The organism is Novosphingobium sp. ZN18A2, from assembly GCF_036784765.1.
GTDB lineage: Bacteria > Pseudomonadota > Alphaproteobacteria > Sphingomonadales > Sphingomonadaceae > Novosphingobium.
Genome location: NZ_CP136651.1, coordinates 2,169,960 through 2,188,288 on the forward strand (window position 1 = coordinate 2,169,960; position 18,329 = coordinate 2,188,288).

Annotated in this window: 14 protein-coding genes; 4 read left to right on the forward strand and 10 right to left on the reverse strand. The window is 64.8% G+C overall.

Annotation, left to right across the window (positions count from 1 at the left end):
- Window positions 1-4 precede the first annotated feature (4 nt).
- The 7 genes from RXV95_RS10450 to RXV95_RS10480 form a co-directional block, all read right to left on the reverse strand.
- Window positions 5-1,204 (reverse strand): class I SAM-dependent RNA methyltransferase, encoded by a 1,200-nt coding sequence (locus RXV95_RS10450; protein ID WP_338465989.1) that lies wholly within the window; start codon window positions 1,202-1,204, stop codon window positions 5-7.
- Window positions 1,201-2,631, reverse strand: coding sequence for an NAD(P)H-hydrate dehydratase (locus tag RXV95_RS10455; RefSeq protein ID WP_338465990.1), 1,431 nt, complete (start codon window positions 2,629-2,631; stop codon window positions 1,201-1,203). Before RXV95_RS10455 ends, RXV95_RS10450 begins: the two co-directional genes overlap by 4 nt.
- Complete coding sequence (locus RXV95_RS10460; protein WP_338465991.1) at window positions 2,615-2,977, reverse strand: hypothetical protein; 363 nt, start codon at window positions 2,975-2,977, stop codon at window positions 2,615-2,617. Before RXV95_RS10460 ends, RXV95_RS10455 begins: the two co-directional genes overlap by 17 nt.
- A 5-nt stretch (window positions 2,978-2,982) precedes the next feature.
- On the reverse strand, window positions 2,983-4,845 hold the full coding sequence (ilvD, locus tag RXV95_RS10465) for a dihydroxy-acid dehydratase (protein WP_338465992.1): 1,863 nt from the start codon (window positions 4,843-4,845) through the stop codon (window positions 2,983-2,985).
- Window positions 4,846-4,947: 102 nt separating this feature from the next.
- A complete protein-coding gene (locus RXV95_RS10470; protein WP_338465993.1) occupies window positions 4,948-5,688 on the reverse strand; it encodes an N-formylglutamate amidohydrolase in 741 nt (246 codons plus the stop codon).
- The gene (locus RXV95_RS10475; protein WP_338465994.1) at window positions 5,685-6,548 is read right to left on the reverse strand and encodes a 4-(cytidine 5'-diphospho)-2-C-methyl-D-erythritol kinase; all 864 of its coding nucleotides are present in this window, start codon (window positions 6,546-6,548) and stop codon (window positions 5,685-5,687) included. The genes RXV95_RS10470 and RXV95_RS10475 overlap by 4 nt, the downstream gene beginning before the upstream one ends.
- Window positions 6,548-8,194: an electron transfer flavoprotein-ubiquinone oxidoreductase gene (locus RXV95_RS10480; RefSeq protein WP_338465995.1), complete on the reverse strand. Its 1,647-nt coding sequence runs from the start codon at window positions 8,192-8,194 to the stop codon at window positions 6,548-6,550. Before RXV95_RS10480 ends, RXV95_RS10475 begins: the two co-directional genes overlap by 1 nt.
- Window positions 8,195-8,301: 107 nt before the next feature.
- On the opposite strand from RXV95_RS10480, the gene RXV95_RS10485 reads away from it, so the two are divergent.
- From RXV95_RS10485 to RXV95_RS10500, 4 genes are all read left to right on the forward strand, one after another.
- The gene (locus tag RXV95_RS10485) at window positions 8,302-9,111 is read left to right on the forward strand and encodes a uracil-DNA glycosylase family protein (RefSeq protein ID WP_338465996.1); all 810 of its coding nucleotides are present in this window, start codon (window positions 8,302-8,304) and stop codon (window positions 9,109-9,111) included.
- 51 nt (window positions 9,112-9,162) lie between these two features.
- The gene (locus RXV95_RS10490; RefSeq protein ID WP_338465997.1) at window positions 9,163-10,935 is read left to right on the forward strand and encodes a lytic transglycosylase domain-containing protein; all 1,773 of its coding nucleotides are present in this window, start codon (window positions 9,163-9,165) and stop codon (window positions 10,933-10,935) included.
- A complete protein-coding gene (gene moaB / locus RXV95_RS10495) occupies window positions 10,925-11,464 on the forward strand; it encodes a molybdenum cofactor biosynthesis protein B (protein ID WP_338465998.1) in 540 nt (179 codons plus the stop codon). The genes RXV95_RS10490 and moaB overlap by 11 nt, the downstream gene beginning before the upstream one ends.
- 75 nt (window positions 11,465-11,539) lie before the next feature.
- Window positions 11,540-12,619: a PA0069 family radical SAM protein gene (locus RXV95_RS10500; RefSeq protein ID WP_338465999.1), complete on the forward strand. Its 1,080-nt coding sequence runs from the start codon at window positions 11,540-11,542 to the stop codon at window positions 12,617-12,619.
- Window positions 12,620-12,647: 28 nt separating this feature from the next.
- Here RXV95_RS10500 and RXV95_RS10505 read toward each other — a convergent pair whose 3' ends face one another.
- Genes RXV95_RS10505 through dnaE form a run of 3 tightly spaced genes read right to left on the reverse strand, consistent with a single transcriptional unit; the run spans window position 12,648 to window position 18,320 of the window.
- Window positions 12,648-13,079: a DUF1330 domain-containing protein gene (locus RXV95_RS10505; protein WP_338466000.1), complete on the reverse strand. Its 432-nt coding sequence runs from the start codon at window positions 13,077-13,079 to the stop codon at window positions 12,648-12,650.
- Window positions 13,076-14,683, reverse strand: coding sequence for a long-chain fatty acid--CoA ligase (locus RXV95_RS10510; RefSeq protein ID WP_338466001.1), 1,608 nt, complete (start codon window positions 14,681-14,683; stop codon window positions 13,076-13,078). Before RXV95_RS10510 ends, RXV95_RS10505 begins: the two co-directional genes overlap by 4 nt.
- 37 nt (window positions 14,684-14,720) lie before the next feature.
- Window positions 14,721-18,320 (reverse strand): DNA polymerase III subunit alpha, encoded by a 3,600-nt coding sequence (dnaE, locus tag RXV95_RS10515; RefSeq protein ID WP_338466002.1) that lies wholly within the window; start codon window positions 18,318-18,320, stop codon window positions 14,721-14,723.
- Window positions 18,321-18,329: the final 9 nt, after the last annotated feature.

Below are 18,329 nucleotides of genomic sequence, written 5' to 3' on the forward strand. Positions count from 1 at the left end.
ACGCTCAACGCACGAACAGGCTTGCCAGCTCTACGTGGGTGGACCAGCGGAACTGGCCCACCGGCCGAAGTTCGGCGAGCCTGTAGCCACCCGCCGCCAGTTGCGCCGCATCGCGTGCCCAACTGGCGGGGTTGCAGCTGATATAGACGACGCGCGCCACCTTGGACGCGGCGATCTGCGCCACCTGCTCGCGCGCGCCGGCACGCGGCGGATCGAGCAAGACGGCGTCGAAGCGGTCCAGCTCTTCGGCGCGCAGCGGATTGCGAAACAGGTCGCGGTGAAGCGAATGGACCGGCTTGCCCGATGCCCGCGCGGCGGACTGGCAGGCAAGGTGCGCATCGCGCGCGGCCTCGACCGCCAGCACTTTGGCCGGTCCCGCCAGGGCAAAGGCAAACGTGCCCAGCCCGGCGAACAGGTCGGCAATCGTCCCGGCGCCATCCAGCCATTCGGCCGCTGCGCCAGCCAGTGCCGCCTCGCCATCGGGCGTGGCCTGAAGGAACGCGCCGGGTGGAAGCGTCACCGGCGTGCCGCCAAGCGTGACCGTCACCGGTTCAGGTTCCCACTGGGTTTCCGGCCCGTATCCGCCATCCAGCGTCAGGCGTGCAAGGCGGTGATCCTGCGCGAAGGCAATCAACGCCTCGGTCGCGGCCAGCCCTTCCGCCTCCAGCCCCTTGATCCCCGCTGCAACGCCCTGATCGCAAGCCGTTAGTTCGATATCGGCAGCCAGCTTGCGGTTGCCCATCTTTGCCAAGAGATCGCGCAATGGGTCCACGAGTGCAAACAGGTCCGGCGCCAGTACATGACATTCGCGCATATCGACGATGCGGTGCGAACCTTGCTCGCGAAATCCCAGCACGATGCGCTTGCCGATGGCCTGCGCATGAAGCGCCGCGCGGCGGCGGCTGCGCGGCGGAGACAGATGCGCGGCCTGCACCAACTCCGCATCAAGCCCCTGGCCCTTTGCCGGACCAAGCACCCGGTCGCTGACGAATGCGGACAGCGCGGCCTCGTCCAGATGCTGCAACTGACATCCGCCGCAAGCGGGGAAATGGCGGCACGTCGGCGCAGCGTGATGCGGCCCCGGCACCAGAACGCCGTCCGCGCCGATCACGTCCCCCGGCGCGGCAAAGGCCACGTGGCGGCCGTCCGCCGTAACCCCGTCGCCCTTCGCGGCGACACGCACGATTTCCGCACCCCCGCTCATGCCAGTGCGCATTCAAGCGAAGGAGCAATCGCCGAAGCCAGATCACCGGCGGTGAATGCCGCGCCGCAATGCCGCGCCGCCGCCGCGTGGAGCCACAACCCCTCCTCGGCCGCGCGCAACGCATCGCCATGAACCGCAAGGCGGCTGGCAATCGCGCCCGCCAGCACGTCTCCGCTGCCCGCGACGGAAAGCCAGCTTGGCGCGCGCGGAGCCATCACCACCGTCCCGTCCGGCGCGGCGATCAGGCTGTCCGGCCCCTTGAGCAGCACGACCGCATCGCTCGCTTTTGCAAGCGCCAGTGCGCGGTCGCGCCGCGCGCCCTGCCCCGCCAGCCCGAACGACCCTTCCAGCGCGGCCATTTCGCCTTCGTGCGGCGTAAGCACGAGTGCGCCCTGACGTTCGGCCAGAAGATCGGGCGACAACAGTTTCAGCGCGTCGGCATCGGCCACGGCCGGCGGTGCAAGATCGAGCACGGCGCGCAACCGCTCGCGCGCGTCCGCGCCCGTGCCGAGCCCCGGCCCCACCAGCATCGCCGCGATGCGCCGGTCGCGCAGGCTGTCCCACACGGCTCCGGGATCGGGCGCCTCGGTCACGACCAGCTCATGCGGAACGCTCGCCGGACGGCGCGAAGCGACCAGTTTCACATACCCGGCACCGGCCCGCAGGGCTGCATCGGCCGACAACAGCGTTGCACCGGGCATATCGCCGCCGACGATGGCAAGAAGGCCGCGCGTGTATTTGTGTGCATCGGGCGCGGGCGACGCGATTTGCGGTTTGGCCAGCACTCTTGCCGCGCCGCCCGTCGCACCCACGCCGATATCGACAAGATGCAGCGCCCCCATCGTTTCGCATGCGGGCATCGTCCAGTGCGCGAATTTCCACGCGCCCAACGCGACGGTCATGTCCCAACGCGGCAGCCCTTCGTTCAGCGGCTTCCCGCTGTCGCTCTCGATGCCGCTGGGCAGGTCAATCGCTATGCGATGCGTGTGGCTTGCCGAAAGGCTCGCAAGCAGCGCCAGAAGGTCGTCCGACAAGGCCCGCGCAAGACCGCTGCCGAACAGGCAGTCGACCAGCACCTCACCATGCGGTAATGGCTCCGCCGGGACAATTGGCCCCTTGTAGAGCGAACGCGCTGTCCTTGCGGCGTCGCTTTTGGGCTCGATCGCGGCGACGACCTCTACGCTGTTTCCATGCGCGAACAAGTGCTGCGCGATCACATAGCCGTCGCCGCCATTGTTTCCCGGCCCGCACAGAACCGTCACCTTGCGCCCCGCCGCCACGCGCCGCACCCATTCGCCCGCGCCGTGCCCGGCACGCTGCATCAATTCGTCAACCGACGTTCCGGCAGCGATCAGCGCCTCTTCCGCCTCGCGCATCTGCGCGACGGTGAGCACCTGGCCCAGCCGGGGATCAAGGTGTTGCGGCATCGTCCGGTTTCACGCTGGCGGGGAAAAGATAGCGATCGCTTCCCACGGTAATTTCAAGGCGGCCATCCGCGGTCCATCTGGCGGACGAATCCTCGGCGCCGTCGGCGGGAACGGCTCCGCGCCCGTCATCGACGGCCCGGAAGCGCCGGAACGCGCCGTCGGAGGACTGAACGAACAGATACTTGTCTCCGCCCTGCGTAACGGTTTCGACCGAACAGACCTTTGCGAAAGCTGCCGTCCCGCCAATCGCGCAATCGATCTTGCGCGCGTTCGAAGAGGCGGCACCGCCGCTGCCCGAACAGGCGGCAAGAGCGAGAATCGGCAAGGCAGCGAAAACGGGGCGCATGGCCCCTAGTCGCGCTTCGCCTTCAATTGCGCAAGGTCGCGCACGGCACCGCGTGCCGCGCTGGTCGCCATCGCGGCATAGGCCTGCAAGGCGACGGAAACCTTGCGCTTGCGCGGCTTGACGGGTTGCCAGGCGGCGTCGCCTTTCGCTTCCATCGCGGCGCGGCGCTCATCCAGCACCGCGTCCGAAACCGTCAGGTTGATCGTGCGATTGGGGATATCGATCTCGATCGGGTCGCCATCCTCGACCAGCCCGATCGCACCGCCTTCCGCAGCTTCGGGCGATGCGTGACCGATGGAAAGGCCCGATGTTCCGCCCGAAAAACGCCCGTCGGTGATAAGCGCGCAGGCCTTCCCCAGACCTTTCGATTTCAGGTAGCTGGTGGGATAGAGCATTTCCTGCATGCCCGGCCCGCCCTTCGGCCCTTCATAGCGGATAACCACCACGTCGCCCGCTTCCACCTGCCCGGTAAGGATGCCGGTCACGGCGGCGTCCTGGCTTTCGAACACCTTGGCCTTGCCGGTGAACTTCAGGATCGAATCGTCAACCCCCGCCGTTTTCACGATGCATCCGTCGCGCGCGATGTTGCCGTAAAGGACGGCCAGCCCGCCGTCCTTGCTGAACGCGTGTTCGGCGGAACGGATCACACCGTTTTCGCGGTCAAGATCGAGGCTGTCCCACCGGCGCTCCTGGCTGAACGCGACTTGCGAGGGCACACCGCCCGGCGCGGCGCGGAAGAAGGTCTGCACCTCTTCATTGTTCGTGCGGCCGATGTCCCACGTGTTCAGCGCATCGAGCATGGACTTGGAATGCACGGTCGGCAGGTCCGAATGGATCAGCCCCGCACGCTCAAGCTCGCCAAGGATCGCCATGATCCCGCCGGCGCGGTGGACGTCTTCCATGTGCACATCCGATTTCGCCGGCGCCACCTTGGAAAGGCAGGGCACGCGGCGCGACAGGCGGTCGATATCGGCCATGGTGAAGTCCACGCCCGCTTCGTGCGCGGCGGCCAGTAGGTGCAGCACCGTGTTGGTCGATCCGCCCATCGCGATATCCAGGCTCATCGCGTTTTCGAACGCTTCGAAGCTGGCGATGTTGCGCGGCAGCACGCTTTCGTCGTCCTGCTCGTAATAGCGGCGGCACATATCCACGACCTGGCGGCCCGCCCGCAGGAACAGCGCCTTACGGTCGGCATGGGTGGCCAGCGTCGATCCATTGCCCGGCAGCGAAAGGCCCAGGGCTTCGGTCAGGCAGTTCATCGAATTGGCGGTAAACATGCCGCTGCACGAACCGCATGTGGGGCAAGCGGAACGTTCGATGCTTTTCACTTCATCGTCGGTGAAGCTTTCATCCGCTGCGGCAACCATCGCATCGACCAGGTCGAGCGCCTGTTCCTTGCCCTTCAGCAGCACCTTGCCCGCTTCCATCGGGCCGCCGGACACGAACACCACCGGAATATTGATGCGCAGCGCGGCCATCAGCATGCCGGGCGTGATCTTGTCGCAGTTGGAGATGCACACCATCGCGTCGGCGCAATGGGCGTTGACCATGTATTCAACGCTGTCAGCGATCAGATCGCGGCTGGGCAGCGAATAGAGCATCCCGTCATGCCCCATCGCGATACCGTCATCCACAGCGATGGTGTTGAATTCCTTGGCAACGCCGCCCGCAGCCTCGATCTCGCGCGCGACCATCTGGCCCAGATCCTTCAGGTGCACGTGACCCGGTACGAACTGCGTGAAACTGTTCACCACGGCAATGATCGGCTTGCCGAAATCGCTGTCCTTCATGCCGGTGGCACGCCACAGGCCCCGCGCGCCTGCCATGTTGCGGCCGTGAGTCGTGGTGCGGGAACGATAGGCAGGCATTTCAAGCTCCGGTGGAGAGTCGGGGGGATCGAACGCGCGCCCTACTCCCTTGTGCCCGCTATTCGAAGCAAAATCGCAAGTTGGTTGCGGCCGAAACCGGCTCTATTCCGCCACTTCCAGCGCAATCGTGTTGCAGATGCGCGCCAGCCGCGCGGCCCATTCCCGCTGCCCTTCCGTATCTGCGATCAGGTCCTGCCGGATCTCGAGATAGAGATAGGGGCGACCCTCGCTTTCGAAATGGCGGCGGATCACCGCGTTATAGATCTTGCCCGAATAGGGCAGCTGGTCGCCCACCAGCAGGCCGTCCGCCTCAAGCAGCGGTTCGGCCAGGCGCGCGCCGCGACTGTCGTTGTCATACAGCACGCCGCAATGCCACGGCCGCGGTTCCGCCGGATCGCTGGCAAGGCTGGGCGTGAAGCTGTGCAGCACCAGCGTAAGCGCGGGCGGCGTTTCATCCAGAACGCGGGCCAGCGCAGCATGATAGGGCCGGTGGAAACGCGCAAGCCGCGCTTCTCGGTCGATCCCGATATTGCCCGGAATTGACCGCCCGTCGCTCGCTTCGGGAATGGCCGCGGCATCGCGTTCGTCCCGGTTCGTATCGCACACCAACCGCGAAACGTTGCCCAGGAAAGCGGCCGTCCCCGTGCGCACCATGGCTTCGGCCACGCCCGCGACGCCTATATCCACCGCGATATGTTCGCGCATCAGCGCCGGCGCGATGCCGAGGTCTATATCCTTCGGCACGCGATTTGACGCGTGGTCCGCAACCACCAGAATACCGCCGAAACGCGGGGTTCCGACAAGCCGCCAGGCTTCGGGTTCGTCAACGCTCTCGGCTGTCATGACAGGCGGGTTTCCATCACCCACCAATCGGGATGCGCGCGCCGGATTGCAACACCCGCCGCATCTCTTTCCGCGCAAGAGCCGAACAGCGCAAAACACGTTGCGCCCGAACCGCTCATCCGCGCGCCGAATGCGCCGGGTTGCGCCGCAAGCGCATCGATCGCGTCACCGATCGCCGTAGCCAGCGCACGCGCCGGCGCTTCAAGATCGTTGCGGCCCGAAGCCATGACGTCAGCGAACCGGGGAGTATCACCCAGCCCGCCGCGATCCCTGCCGTCCCATTCCCTGAAAATAGCACCGGTCGATACTTCGACGCCCGGATTGACCAGCACCACAGGCCAGTCGCGATAGGCCGCATCGCCAAGCCGCGTGAAATGCTCCCCACGTCCAATGACATGCTTGGGCCACGAAAACAGGCACGGCGCGACATCGGCGCCAAGCGTGGCGGCAATACCTGACATGCGATCAGGATCGTCCGGCAAATCCCACAGCGAAACCAGCAGCCGGATCGCTGCCGCCGCGTCGGCCGACCCGCCGCCTATGCCGGAAGCGAGCGGCAGGTTTTTCACCAGCGTGATGGCCGCGCCCCGATCACCCCCGTATTCCGCCGAAACCGCGCGTGCGGCGCGCATGACAAGGTTATCCTCGCCGGTCGAAAGCCCGTTCCCGAACGGTCCCGTAATCGTCAGCGAAAGCGCGTCTGCCGGTTCCGCCCACATCTCGTCCCCGTCCACGCAATGAACGAAGACGGAGTCGAGATCGTGGTATCCATCTGCCCGCCGCGCACGAACATGGAGGGCAAGGTTCAACTTTGCGCGAGCAACCTTGCAAATCCGGCCACCGCCTGTCCGGTCGGCCATCACATATTCGGATAGTTCGGCCCGCCGCCGCCCTCGGGCGTGACCCAGTCGATATTCTGGGTGGGGTCCTTGATGTCGCAGGTTTTACAGTGGACGCAGTTCTGCGCGTTGATCTGCAAGCGGACCTCGCCCTCGTCCTCTCCCACGAATTCATAGACGCCCGCCGGGCAATAGCGCGCTTCCGGCCCCGCATAGACCGGCAGGTTGATGCGCGTTGGAACCGTGGGGTCCTTCAACACAAGGTGAACCGGCTGGTCTTCTTCGTGGTTGGTATAGCTGAACGAAACGCTGGTCAGCCTGTCGAAGCTGATCACGCCGTCGGGCTTGGGATAATCGATGGGCCTGTAAAGATCCGCGCGCTGCGTCGATTCCGCATCGGTATGGTGTTTCATCGCCGGAAGCACGCCAACCTTCAGCACCCGCGACCACATGTCCGCCCCGGCCAGGACGGTGCCCAGCGATCCGCCGAACTTGGCGACGAGCGGCTGCGCGTTCTGGACCATCTTCAGCTCCTTCGCGATCCAGCTTTCGCGGACGGCGGCGTCATATTCGCCCATCTCGTCCTTTTCACGTCCCGCGGAAATCGCGGCGGCGATGGATTCGGCGGCGAGCATTCCGCTCTTCATCGCGGTGTGGCTGCCCTTGATGCGCGGCACGTTGACGAAACCGGCCGAACAACCGACCAGCGCGCCGCCGGGGAATGCCAGCTTCGGCACAGACTGCCAGCCGCCTTCGTTGATCGCGCGCGCGCCATAGGCGACGCGGCGCCCGCCTTCCAGGATTGCGCGGATTTCCGGATGCTGCTTCCAGCGCTGGAATTCCTCGAACGGATAGACGTAGGGATTCGCGTAATCGAGCGCGGTAACGAAACCCAGCGCCACCTGGTTGTTCGCCTGGTGGTACAGGAAACCGCCACCCCAGGTATCGCTTTCGGACAGCGGCCACCCCTGCGTGTGGATCACGCGTCCGGGCACGTGCTTGTCGGGATCGATGTCCCACAGTTCCTTGATGCCGAGGCCATAGACCTGCGGCTGGCAATCGCGCTCAAGGTCAAAATGCTGCTTCAACCGTTTTGTGAGGCTTCCGCGCGCACCCTCTGCAAACAGGGTATATTTCGCGTGAAGTTCCATGCCGGGCTGGTAGTCGGGCTTGTGGCTGCCATCTCGCGCGATGCCCATGTCGCCGGTCGCCACGCCCATCACCGCGCCGCTTTCATCGAACAGCACTTCGGCCGCCGGGAAGCCGGGGAAGATTTCCACGCCCAGTTCCTCGGCCTTGCCCGCCAGCCAGCGGCACAGGTTGCCAAGACTGCCGGTGTAATTGCCGTGGTTGGAAAGGAAGGGCGGCATCGGCCAATGCGGGATCGCATATTTCTTTCCGCGCGTGAGCACCCAGTGCCAGTTGTCGGTCACCGGCACTTCGGCCATCGGGCAATCCTGATCGCGCCAGTCGGGCAGCAGTTCGTCCAGCGCCTTGGGATCGACCACCGCGCCAGACAGGATGTGCGCCCCGATTTCGGAGCCCTTTTCAAGGATGCAGACCGAAAGATCGGCGTTCACCTGCTTCAGCCGGATCGCCGCAGAAAGGCCCGCCGGGCCACCGCCTACGATCACCACGTCGTAAGGCATCGATTCGCGTTCGCTCATTCCCCGGCTCCATTTCCCTTAATTGCGCGATTATTTCACACGCGAGCCTTGAAAGAGGCCCTTGGCAAGGTCAAGACCGCATCTTGCACAAAAAGCGGGCGGGACCGGTGGACGCAAATGACGACAGGCCAGTTGAAACGCAGCCGGGGGCACCCGGCCGCGTCGATCTGGCCGATTGGATCGGCGCCGCGCTCGACTGGTGGCGAGACGCCGGGGTTGACGCCGATTATGCGGAAAATCCGCAAGACTGGCTGGAAGCCGCGAAGGCAAAGCGCGCAGCGGCCAATCCGGCCTCCCACCCGGCGGACACGCCGGCCGAATCGCGCAAACCTGAAACCGAGGGAAAGGCCGTCCGCATCGGGGGCGAACGCGATCGATGGCCCGACACGGCGGAAGCGTTCGCCACATGGTGGCTCACCGAACCGACTCTTTGCCCGCTTCCCGCCGAACGGCGCGTTCCACCCTCCGGTCCGGCAGGCGCACCGTTGATGGTGCTGGTGCCGATGCCCGAGGCGGAAGACACCAACGCGCTGATGACGGGCGCGCAAGGCCGGCTGCTCGATTCCATGCTGCGCGCAATGAGCCTGTCGCGCGATGCGATCTATGTCGCCAGCGTCCTGCCCGCCCGAATCGCGGCTCCCGACTGGCAGGCACTCGCGGCAGGCGGCATGGGCGATATTGCGGCCCACCACATCGCGCTCGCCAGCCCGCAAAGGCTGCTTGTACTGGGCCGAACCGACATTTCGCCGCTGCTCGGCAACGATCCGGCGAAAAGCGCTCCATTTGAACCGATTGTTAACCATGAAGGGCAAAAGGTTGCAGCGTTTGCCGACTATGGCCTCGATGTCATGTTGGCGCGACCGGGATTGAAGGCAGGGGTCTGGAGCCGCTGGCTTCAATGGACCGCACAAGGGTAGGTTAAACCCGGCCGGACGGGACCGGCGGGGGCATTGGACGGGGAAATACGCATGTCGAGGACGCGCATGGCGCGCGCTGCAATCCTGGGGCTTGCCGCAGCCGGAACGCTGCAGGCGATGCCTGCTGCCGCGAACAGCGCCGCGGCCGCCTATTTCAGCAGCCGGGCAGACCGCACCGCGGTGCCGATGCTGCTGACGCAGGACGACCGCACCTATTACACGAAGCTGTTCTCCGCGATCGACGCGAAGGACTGGTCCACGGTCCAGCAGATGTTCGCGCAGCGCCCCGACGGCCCGCTTCATTCGGTGGCCCGCGCGCAGTATTATCTTGCCCCCACGTCCCCGAAGATCGAACTCCAGCCGCTTACCGACCTTCTGCAGAAGGCACCCGACCTGCCATGGGCCGCACAGGTTGAAAGCCTGGCACAGAAGCGCGGCGCTGCGGCGCTGCCCGCCCTGCCCTATGCGCAAGGCCTTGTATCGCTTCCGTCCATGCCGCGCCGCCAGCGGCCGCCCAGCGTGGACGACGGCACGATGCCTTCGGGTATCGCGGATTCGATTACCGACCATATCGTGAACGACGATCCCGCAGGCGCGCAGCAACTGCTTGACGGCATCGACGCTTCGCTGTCGCCCCAGGCGCGCGCCGAATGGCGGCAGAAGGTCGGCTGGTCCTATTACATCGAGAACAACGATGCGATGGCGCGCGCCGTATCGCTCAGCGCCACGCAGGGCAGCGGCCCGTGGGTTGCCGAAGCGCTGTGGACCGCGGGCCTTGCCAGTTGGCGGATGGACGATTGCCAGTCCGCGGCGCTTTCGTTCGAAAGAACCGCGGCGCAAACCGCGAATTCAGAGCTTCGCGCGGCGGGCGAATACTGGGCAAGCCGCGCATGGACACGCTGCCGCCGCCCCGACAAGGTAGAAAACCTGCTGCGCAGCGCCGCACGCGCGGACGAGACGATGTACGGCATGCTTGCGGCCGAAGCGCTGGGAATGCGCGGCCAGAGGCCTGACCGCGAGGCGGATTTCACCAATGCCGACTGGCAGAAGCTGCGCACCGTCCCCAATGTTCGCGATGTTGTTGCGCTGGCCGAAATCGGGCGTGACGAGCTTGCCGGCGAAGTGCTGCGTTACCAGGCGCGGATCGGCGATCCTTCCGAATACGGCGCGCTGTCGCGCCTTGCGCGCGATCTGGGCCTGCCCTCCACGCAGTTGTGGATGGCCTATAACGCGCCGCGCGGCGCCCGCCCCGACGAAGCGGCGCGCTTTCCCGCGCCGAAATGGGTTCCGGCGAATGGCTGGCAGGTCGATCCCGCGCTTCTCTTCGCGCATTCGCTTCAGGAATCGAGCTTCCGCACCGATGCGGTCAGCGGCGCGGGCGCGCGCGGATTGATGCAGGTGCGCCCCGGCACCGCGCGAGACATGGCGAGCGAAGACCCGCGCCTTTCGGGTCGGAGCGGCCAGCTCGACAACCCGAGCGTGAACCTTGCCTTTGGCCAGCTTTACCTTGAGCAGTTGCGCGATAACAGCGCGACACAGGGCCTGCTGCCCAAGGTGATGGCCGCCTATAACGCCGGGCCGGTTCCGGTCGCGCGTTGGAACACGGAAATCCGCGACGAAGGCGATCCGCTGCTGTGGATGGAATCGATCCCCTATTGGGAAACGCGCGGATATGTTGCCACGGTGATGCGCAACTACTGGATGTACGAAAAGCAGGCAGGCGGCGAATCCGACAGCCGTCTGGGCCTTGTCGAAGGGCTCTGGCCGAAGTTCCCCGGCCTTGCCGGTGCGGATTCGGTGCGGGTCGCCTACAATGGCCGTTGATCCGGAACGTGCGTTCAAACCGGTCAACATCGCCGTCCTGACCGTTTCGGACACCCGCACCTTAGATAACGACACATCCGGCGATATCCTGGTGGAACGGATCGCCACGGCCGGGCACACCCTTGCCGGCCGCGCGATCGAAAAGGACGATGCGACGCGCATCGCCGCGCTGCTTGACGATTGGGTTGACGACGACGGCATCGACGCCGTGGTGATAACGGGCGGAACCGGGCTTACCGGGCGTGACGTGACGCCGGAAGCGCTCGAACGCGTGAAGGAAGCGGGCGGCGGCAGGGACATCCCCGGCTTTGGAGAGCTGTTCCGCTGGATCAGCTTCAAGACCATCGGCACCAGCACCGTGCAATCGCGCGCCTGCGCCATCGTGGCGCGCGGCACGTATATCTTCGCCTTGCCCGGATCGAACGGCGCGGTGAAGGACGGGTGGGACGGCATCCTGGCCGAGCAACTCGATAGCCGGAACCGGCCCTGCAACTTCGTGGAACTGATGCCGCGCCTTCGCGAGGTCTGATCCTAACCGGCCACCGCCCACCAGTTGGCCGCCTTCGTTTGACCTTTTGTTCCGTATATGTTCTTATGCAGCGTCATGTCTGGCCCCTCCCCTGTCCGCGGCCGCGGCGCGCAATCGGGCGCGGTCCCGCTGCGTTTCGGCCTTGCCGAACGCAATGCGGACGCGGACTGGCTGGACATGCGCGAAACGGTTGACGGGCCTGCCGGCAAACTTCGGACCACCGTAACCGAAGAGTTTCCGCGCACGATCATGACGTTCAACCGGTCGCCAGACGTGCCGTTCGATCGTTCGCTGAATGCCTATCGCGGATGCGAGCACGGCTGCATCTATTGCTATGCCCGGCCCACCCATGCCTATCATGACCTTTCGCCGGGGCTGGACTTCGAAACGAAGCTTTTCGCCAAACCCGATGCCGCGCGGCTTTTGCGGGAAACATTCGCAAAGCGCGGTTACAAACCCGCCCCGCTGGCGATGGGGACCAATACCGATCCCTACCAGCCGATCGAGGCACACTATCGCATCACGCGCGCGGTGCTTGAGCTGTGCCTCGAAGCGCGCCACCCGGTAACGATCACAACCAAGTCCGACCGCGTGCTGCGCGACATCGACATGCTGCGCGATCTTGCCGCATTGAACCTTGTGGCGGTCAGCATCTCGGTCACCAGCCTCGACCCCAGGCTGTCGGCGCTGCTGGAACCGCGCGCGGCGGCCCCCGCCAGACGGCTGGCGGCGCTGGGCGCACTGGTCGAAGCGGGGATACAGGCGCACGTCTCGGTCGCGCCGGTCATCCCTGCGATCACCGACGAATTCATGGAGGCCATACTGGAGCGCGCGGGTGCGATGGGTGTGCGTTCGGCAAGCTGGATCATGCTGCGACTGCCGCATGAGGTTGCGCCGCTGTTCCGCGAATGGCTGGACACGCACTTTCCCGACCGCGCGGCGAAAGTAATGCATATCGTGCGCGACGTTCGCGGCGGAAAGGACAACGAGGCGCGTTTCTTCGACCGGATGAAGCCGCACGGCGTTTGGGCGGACCTGATCAGGCGGCGCTTCCGCGTGGCTTGCAGGCGATCGGGGATCGATCAGCCCGCATTCGAACTCGATGCCACGGGGTTTGTCGCGCCCGGACCCGACGGCCAGTTGCGCTTGTTGTAACGTTCAATCCGTGCCGCGTCGCAAGCGGTCAGCCAAAGCCGCCGCCCGCCTCGCCCGGCGCAAATCGCACCAGCCTGCTGGTCTTCACCGCGGCCTGCCGGTTGACCACCGCCTTCTGGTATTCCGGATTGGTGATCATCGCCAGGAACGACGCTGCATCGGGATAATAGGCAACGAAGCCATCGTCCCAGCGTTCGTCATCCGGGCCAATCACCGTCGCCTCGAAAGTGCCGCGCCACACGATCTTTCCGCCGACAGCGGCAAAATGCGGGCCGCTGGTCTTGCCGTATTCCTCATAGGCGCGCCGGCCGGTCCAGCCCTTGCCCGCGTTTTCGTGCCCTTCGGGATATTGCGCTTCGTCGTGATAACGCAGCAGGTTCAGCATGTGGATCGGCGTATCGCGCGGCAGGCTTTTGAAGATTTCGAAGTTTTCACGGCTCGGATCGAGATAATCGGTCACGCTGCATCCTCCAGGGTATAGTCCTTGAACCTTTCGCGCAGGTCCTTCTTGCTGATCTTTCCGGTGCCCGTGTGCGGAATATCGTCCACGAATTCAATCGCATCGGGCAGCCACCACTTGGCAACATGGCCAGCCAGATAGTCTTTCAGTTCATCGGCGGAAACGTCCTGCCCCGCTTTCTTCACCACGAACAGCACAGGCCGCTCGTCCCATTTTGGGTGATGAATGCCGATCGCCGCCGCTTCCGCCACCGCGGGGTGGCCCACCGCCGCGTTCTCCAGCTCTACAGAACTGATCCACTCGCCGCCGGACTTGATCACATCCTTGGTCCGGTCGGTCAATTGCAGTGTGCCGTCCGGATAGAGGATCGCCACGTCGCCCGTGTCGAACCAACCGTCCTTGTCGACAGCATCCTCCTCGGCCTTGAAATAGCGTTTGAGCACCCACGGACCGCGCACCTGCAAGGCTCCCGACGTCTCTCCGTCGCGCGGCAGAACCACGCCGGGATCGTCCAGGCTGACGCAGCGCAGTTCAACGCCGAAGGGCGTTCGGCCCTGCTTGCACTTGATATCGACCTGCTCTTCGAACGAAAGATCGTCCCAGTCGAACGTCCGCGCGCCGGTCGTGCCGATCGGGCTTGTCTCTGTCATCCCCCACGCGTGGGCCACGTTGACGCCCGCTTTCATCAGCCGCTCAACCATGAAGCGCGGCGCGGCGGACCCGCCAATGATGGCCTGTTTCAGGTGCGGCAATGTCGCGCCCGTCGCGTCCATATGCTGGAACGTCGCCAGCCAAACGGTAGGCACGCCCGCCGAATGCGTCACTTTTTCGCGCTGCATCAGGTCGCACAGAACGGCCGGATCGTTGACCGCGGAATAAACGAATTTGACGCCCGCCGCGGCTCCGCCCCAGGGCAGGCCCCAGGCGGCGGCGTGGAACATGGGCACCACCGGCAGCATGACCGAGCGCGCATCGAAATCGAAGATCGACGGCTGGAGACCGGCCATCGCGTGAAGCATTGTCGATCGGTGCTCGTACAGAACGCCCTTGGGATTGCCCGTGGTGCCGCTGGTATAGCAAAGCATGCACGGCTCGCGCTCGTCCCCGTCTTCCCATTCGGTTTCGCCGTCCTGCGCACCGATCCAGTCCTCGAAATGGATCGCCGGCTCTCCGCTGTCGAAGCACACGTAATGTTCGATCGTCTTCCATTTGGGCTTCATGCGTTCGACAATCGGCGCGAAGGCGGCATCGAACAGCAGGACTTTGTCCTCCGCATGGTTCGCGATGTATTCAAGCTGATCGTCGAACAGGCGCGGATTGACCGTGTGCAGAACGCCGCCAACGCCCACGGCGCCATACCAGGTAACCAGGTGCCGGTGGTGGTTCATCGCCAGGGTGGCGATACGATCACCCTTTTTTACACCCATCTGGCGCAGGGCCTGCGTCATTTTCAGCGCATCGCGGCGAATGCCCGCCCAGTTCGTGCGCGTTTCCGAACCGTCCGCCCAGTGGCTCACGATCTCTCGCGTGCCATGTTCACGCGCGGCATAGTCCGCAAGGTGCGTGACCCGCAATTTCCAGTCCTGCATTGCGCCGAGCTGCATCCCATCCTCCCTGCCGCCCGGCTTCGACGCCGGGACTCTATTCCACCAGGCGCAGGTGACTCCCCGCCCGCGCCGTCAGCGCGACATTGGCAAGTCCTTCGATCCCGATCAAGCCTTCCACAAGGTCGCTGTCGAGCATGAAATCCTTGCCCAGCGAAACCAGGGGGTCCGCGCCGCGCCCGGTGCGCAACCGGGCCTGGACCTCGCCCATGCCACCGTGCCCGCGCGGCAGGATCAGGGCCAGTTCCGAAAGCACGTCGGGTCGGCTCACATCCAGCTTCAGCAGCATCCGCGCCGCCTTGGTAACCGATGCCAGCGGGCGGGCGCCGCGAACCGTGATGCGCGGCGGTTCATCCGGGTTGGGCCGGTCCAGTTCCACGTTCAGCAGCACGCAGGTTCCGTCAGCCGCCCATTTCTGGAAGGATTCGACCAGCGATTCCTCAAAGCACGAGGAAGAGAATTGCCCGCTCGAATCCGAAAAATCGGCGGCAATGTAGTCGCGGCCTTTCTTTGTCTGGCGGCGCTGCGCCTTTTCCACCAGCGCGGCCATTACCGCACCCTGCCGGCCTGGCAATGGCGGATCTTCCGAACCGCCCGCCATCAGGCTGGCATACGTCCGCGCGCCATTGGCGGAGGCCACCGCGCGGTATTCCTCGACCGGGTGCGCGGCGAAATAGAAGCCGAAATTTTCCTTTTCGAATCCCATCTGGTCAGAGCGTGACCACTTGGGCGTTTCGGCCAGCCGCAAAGTCGGTTCGGCATGATCCTCGCCCCCGAACAGCCCGCCCTGCCCGCTCGCCTTGCTGCGCGCCGCCTCATCCGCCACGGCAAGCAGCAAATCGGCGTTGGCGACAATCCGCGCCCGGTTGGCATCCAGGCTATCGAAAGCCCCGGCAGCGGCCAGCCCTTCCAGTTGCCGCCGGTTCATCGATCCCTGCGGTGCGCGGCGGAACACGTCTTCCAGCGTTTCGAACCAGCCGTGGGCTTCGCGCTCTTCAACCAGCGCGTCCATCGCCTTTTCACCCACGTTGCGGATTCCTGCCAGCGCATAGCGCACGGCATAGCCGGTATCGGTCCGCTCAACGGTAAATTCCGCCTCCGACCGGTTGATATCCGGCCCGGCCAGTTCGATGCCGTTCCGGCGCATATCGTCGACGAAGACAGCCAGCTTTTCCGACTGGTGCATGTCGAAGCACATCGATGCGGCATAGAATTCGTGCGGATAGTGCGTTTTCAGCCAGGCGGTCTGGTAAGCCAGCAAGGCATAGGCGGCCGCGTGAGACTTGTTGAAGCCGTATCCGGCGAACTTGTCGATCAAGTCGAACAACTCGTTCGCCTTCGCGGCGTCGATGTTCGAAACCTCCTTGCACCCGGCGATGAAGCGGGCGCGCTGGGCGTCCATTTCTTCCTGCTTCTTCTTGCCCATCGCGCGGCGCAGAAGGTCGGCATCGCCCAGCGAATATCCGGCCAGGATCTGCGCGGCCTGCATGACCTGTTCCTGATAGACGAAAATCCCGTAAGTCTCGGCCAGGATGCCTTCCAGCTTTGCGTGCGGATACTCGATCGTCGCCAGGCCGTTCTTGCGCTGGCCGAACAGCGGGATGTTGTCCATCGGGCCGGGACGATAGAGCGAGACGAGCGCGATAATGTCACCGAAATTGGTGGGCTTCACCGCCGCCAGCGTGCGGCGCATACCTTCGGATTCCAACTGGAACACACCCACCGTGTCACCCGACTGGAGCAGCCGATAGGTATCCGCATCGTCCCACTTCAGCGCGGACAGGTCGATATCGATCTGCCGCTTCTTGAGAAGGTCCACCGCCTTTTTCAGGACCGACAGGGTCTTGAGGCCAAGGAAGTCGAACTTCACAAGGCCCGTATCCTCGACAAACTTCATGTCGAACTGGGTCACCGGCATGTCCGATCGCGGATCGCGATAGAGCGGCACCAGCTTTTCCAGCGGCCTGTCACCGATCACCACGCCCGCCGCGTGGGTAGACGAATTGCGCGGCAGCCCTTCCATCTGCATGGCAAGGTCAATCAGGCGCTTCACCTCTTCGTCACGGTCGTATTCGCGCTTGAATTCGCTCACGCCATTCAGCGCGCGCGGCAGGGTCCAGGGGTCGGTCGGATGGTTGGGCACCATCTTGCACAGGCGATCGACCTGGCCATAGCTCATCTGCAGGATGCGGCCCGTATCGCGCAGCACCGCGCGGGCCTTCATCTTGCCGAACGTAATGATCTGGGCGACGCGATCGTGGCCGTATTTCGCCTGGACATAGCGGATAACCTCGCCCCGCCGCGTTTCGCAGAAGTCGATATCGAAGTCCGGCATCGAAACGCGTTCGGGGTTGAGGAAACGTTCGAACAGCAGGCCCAGCCTGATCGGATCGAGATCGGTAATGGTCAGCGACCACGCGACAAGGCTGCCCGCGCCGGACCCGCGCCCCGGCCCCACCGGGATATCGTTTTCCTTGGCCCATTTGATGAAGTCCGCAACGATCAGGAAGTAGCCGCCGAAACCCATGCCGTTGATGATGCCGATCTCGAATTCCAGGCGGCGGCGGTATTCAAGGATTTCGTCCCACACACCTTCCACCGTAAGCGCCGGATAATCCGCCGGATCGGGTTCGGCATCCGGCCCCAGGCAGATAACGCGCGAAAGGTCTTCCCACGCGGCCTCGGGGTAATAGGCCTTCAGGCGCTCCACCAGGCCGGTGCGCGAATCCGCCGCGCACATGCGGGCCTCGCCCTCCTTGTCGCCGGCAAGGCTGGGCAGGATCGGCTTGCGGCGCGGCGGCATGAACGCGGTGCGCTGCGCAACGACCAGCGTGTTGGCAAGCGCTTCGGGCAAGTCCGAAAACGCTTCCTCCATCATCTCCGCGGACTTCACCCACAACTGGTCCGAACTGCGTGGCCGGTCGGCACTGTCGATGTGCGTGGAATGGGCGATGCACAACATGGCATCGTGCGCCGGGTGGAAGGCGGGATCGGCGAAACAGGCGGGGTTCGAGGCGATCAGTGGAAGATCGCGCTCATAGGCGAGGTCGATCAACGCTTCCTCGGATGCGTCTTCCACCGGATCGCCTCGCCGGGCGATCTCTATATACAGCCTGTCCGCGAACAGTTCCTGCAACCTGTCCGCATAGGCACGCGCGGCGGGCACCTGCTCTTCTGCAAACAGCCGGGCCAGCGCGCCCTCCCCAGCCCCGGTCAGCGCGATCAGGCCATCGGTGTAACCGACAAGATCGGCCAGCACCACGTGCGGCGGATGCTCAAGCGGCCTGCCGAGGTGCGCGTGGCTGACAAGGTGGCACAGGTTGTCATACCCCGTTGCATCCTGCGCATAGAGCGCCAGCCAGTCGATGGTCGGCGCGGCGGGGCCGAAGCCAACCTGCGCGCCTTCGTTTTCCGGCCTGGCGACGGCCAGCGTCGCGCCGATGATCGGCTGCACGCCTGCATCCTTCGCCGCTGCCGCGAAGGCCGATACGCCATACAGCCCGTTGCGATCGGCAATGGCGATGGCGGGAAACCCGCGATCCGAAGCCGTTTTCGCGATTGCCTTCGGATCGATCGCGCCATCCAGCATCGTGTAGGACGAATAAATGCGGAGCGGGACGAAGGGAGCAAACGGCATGGCCGGATT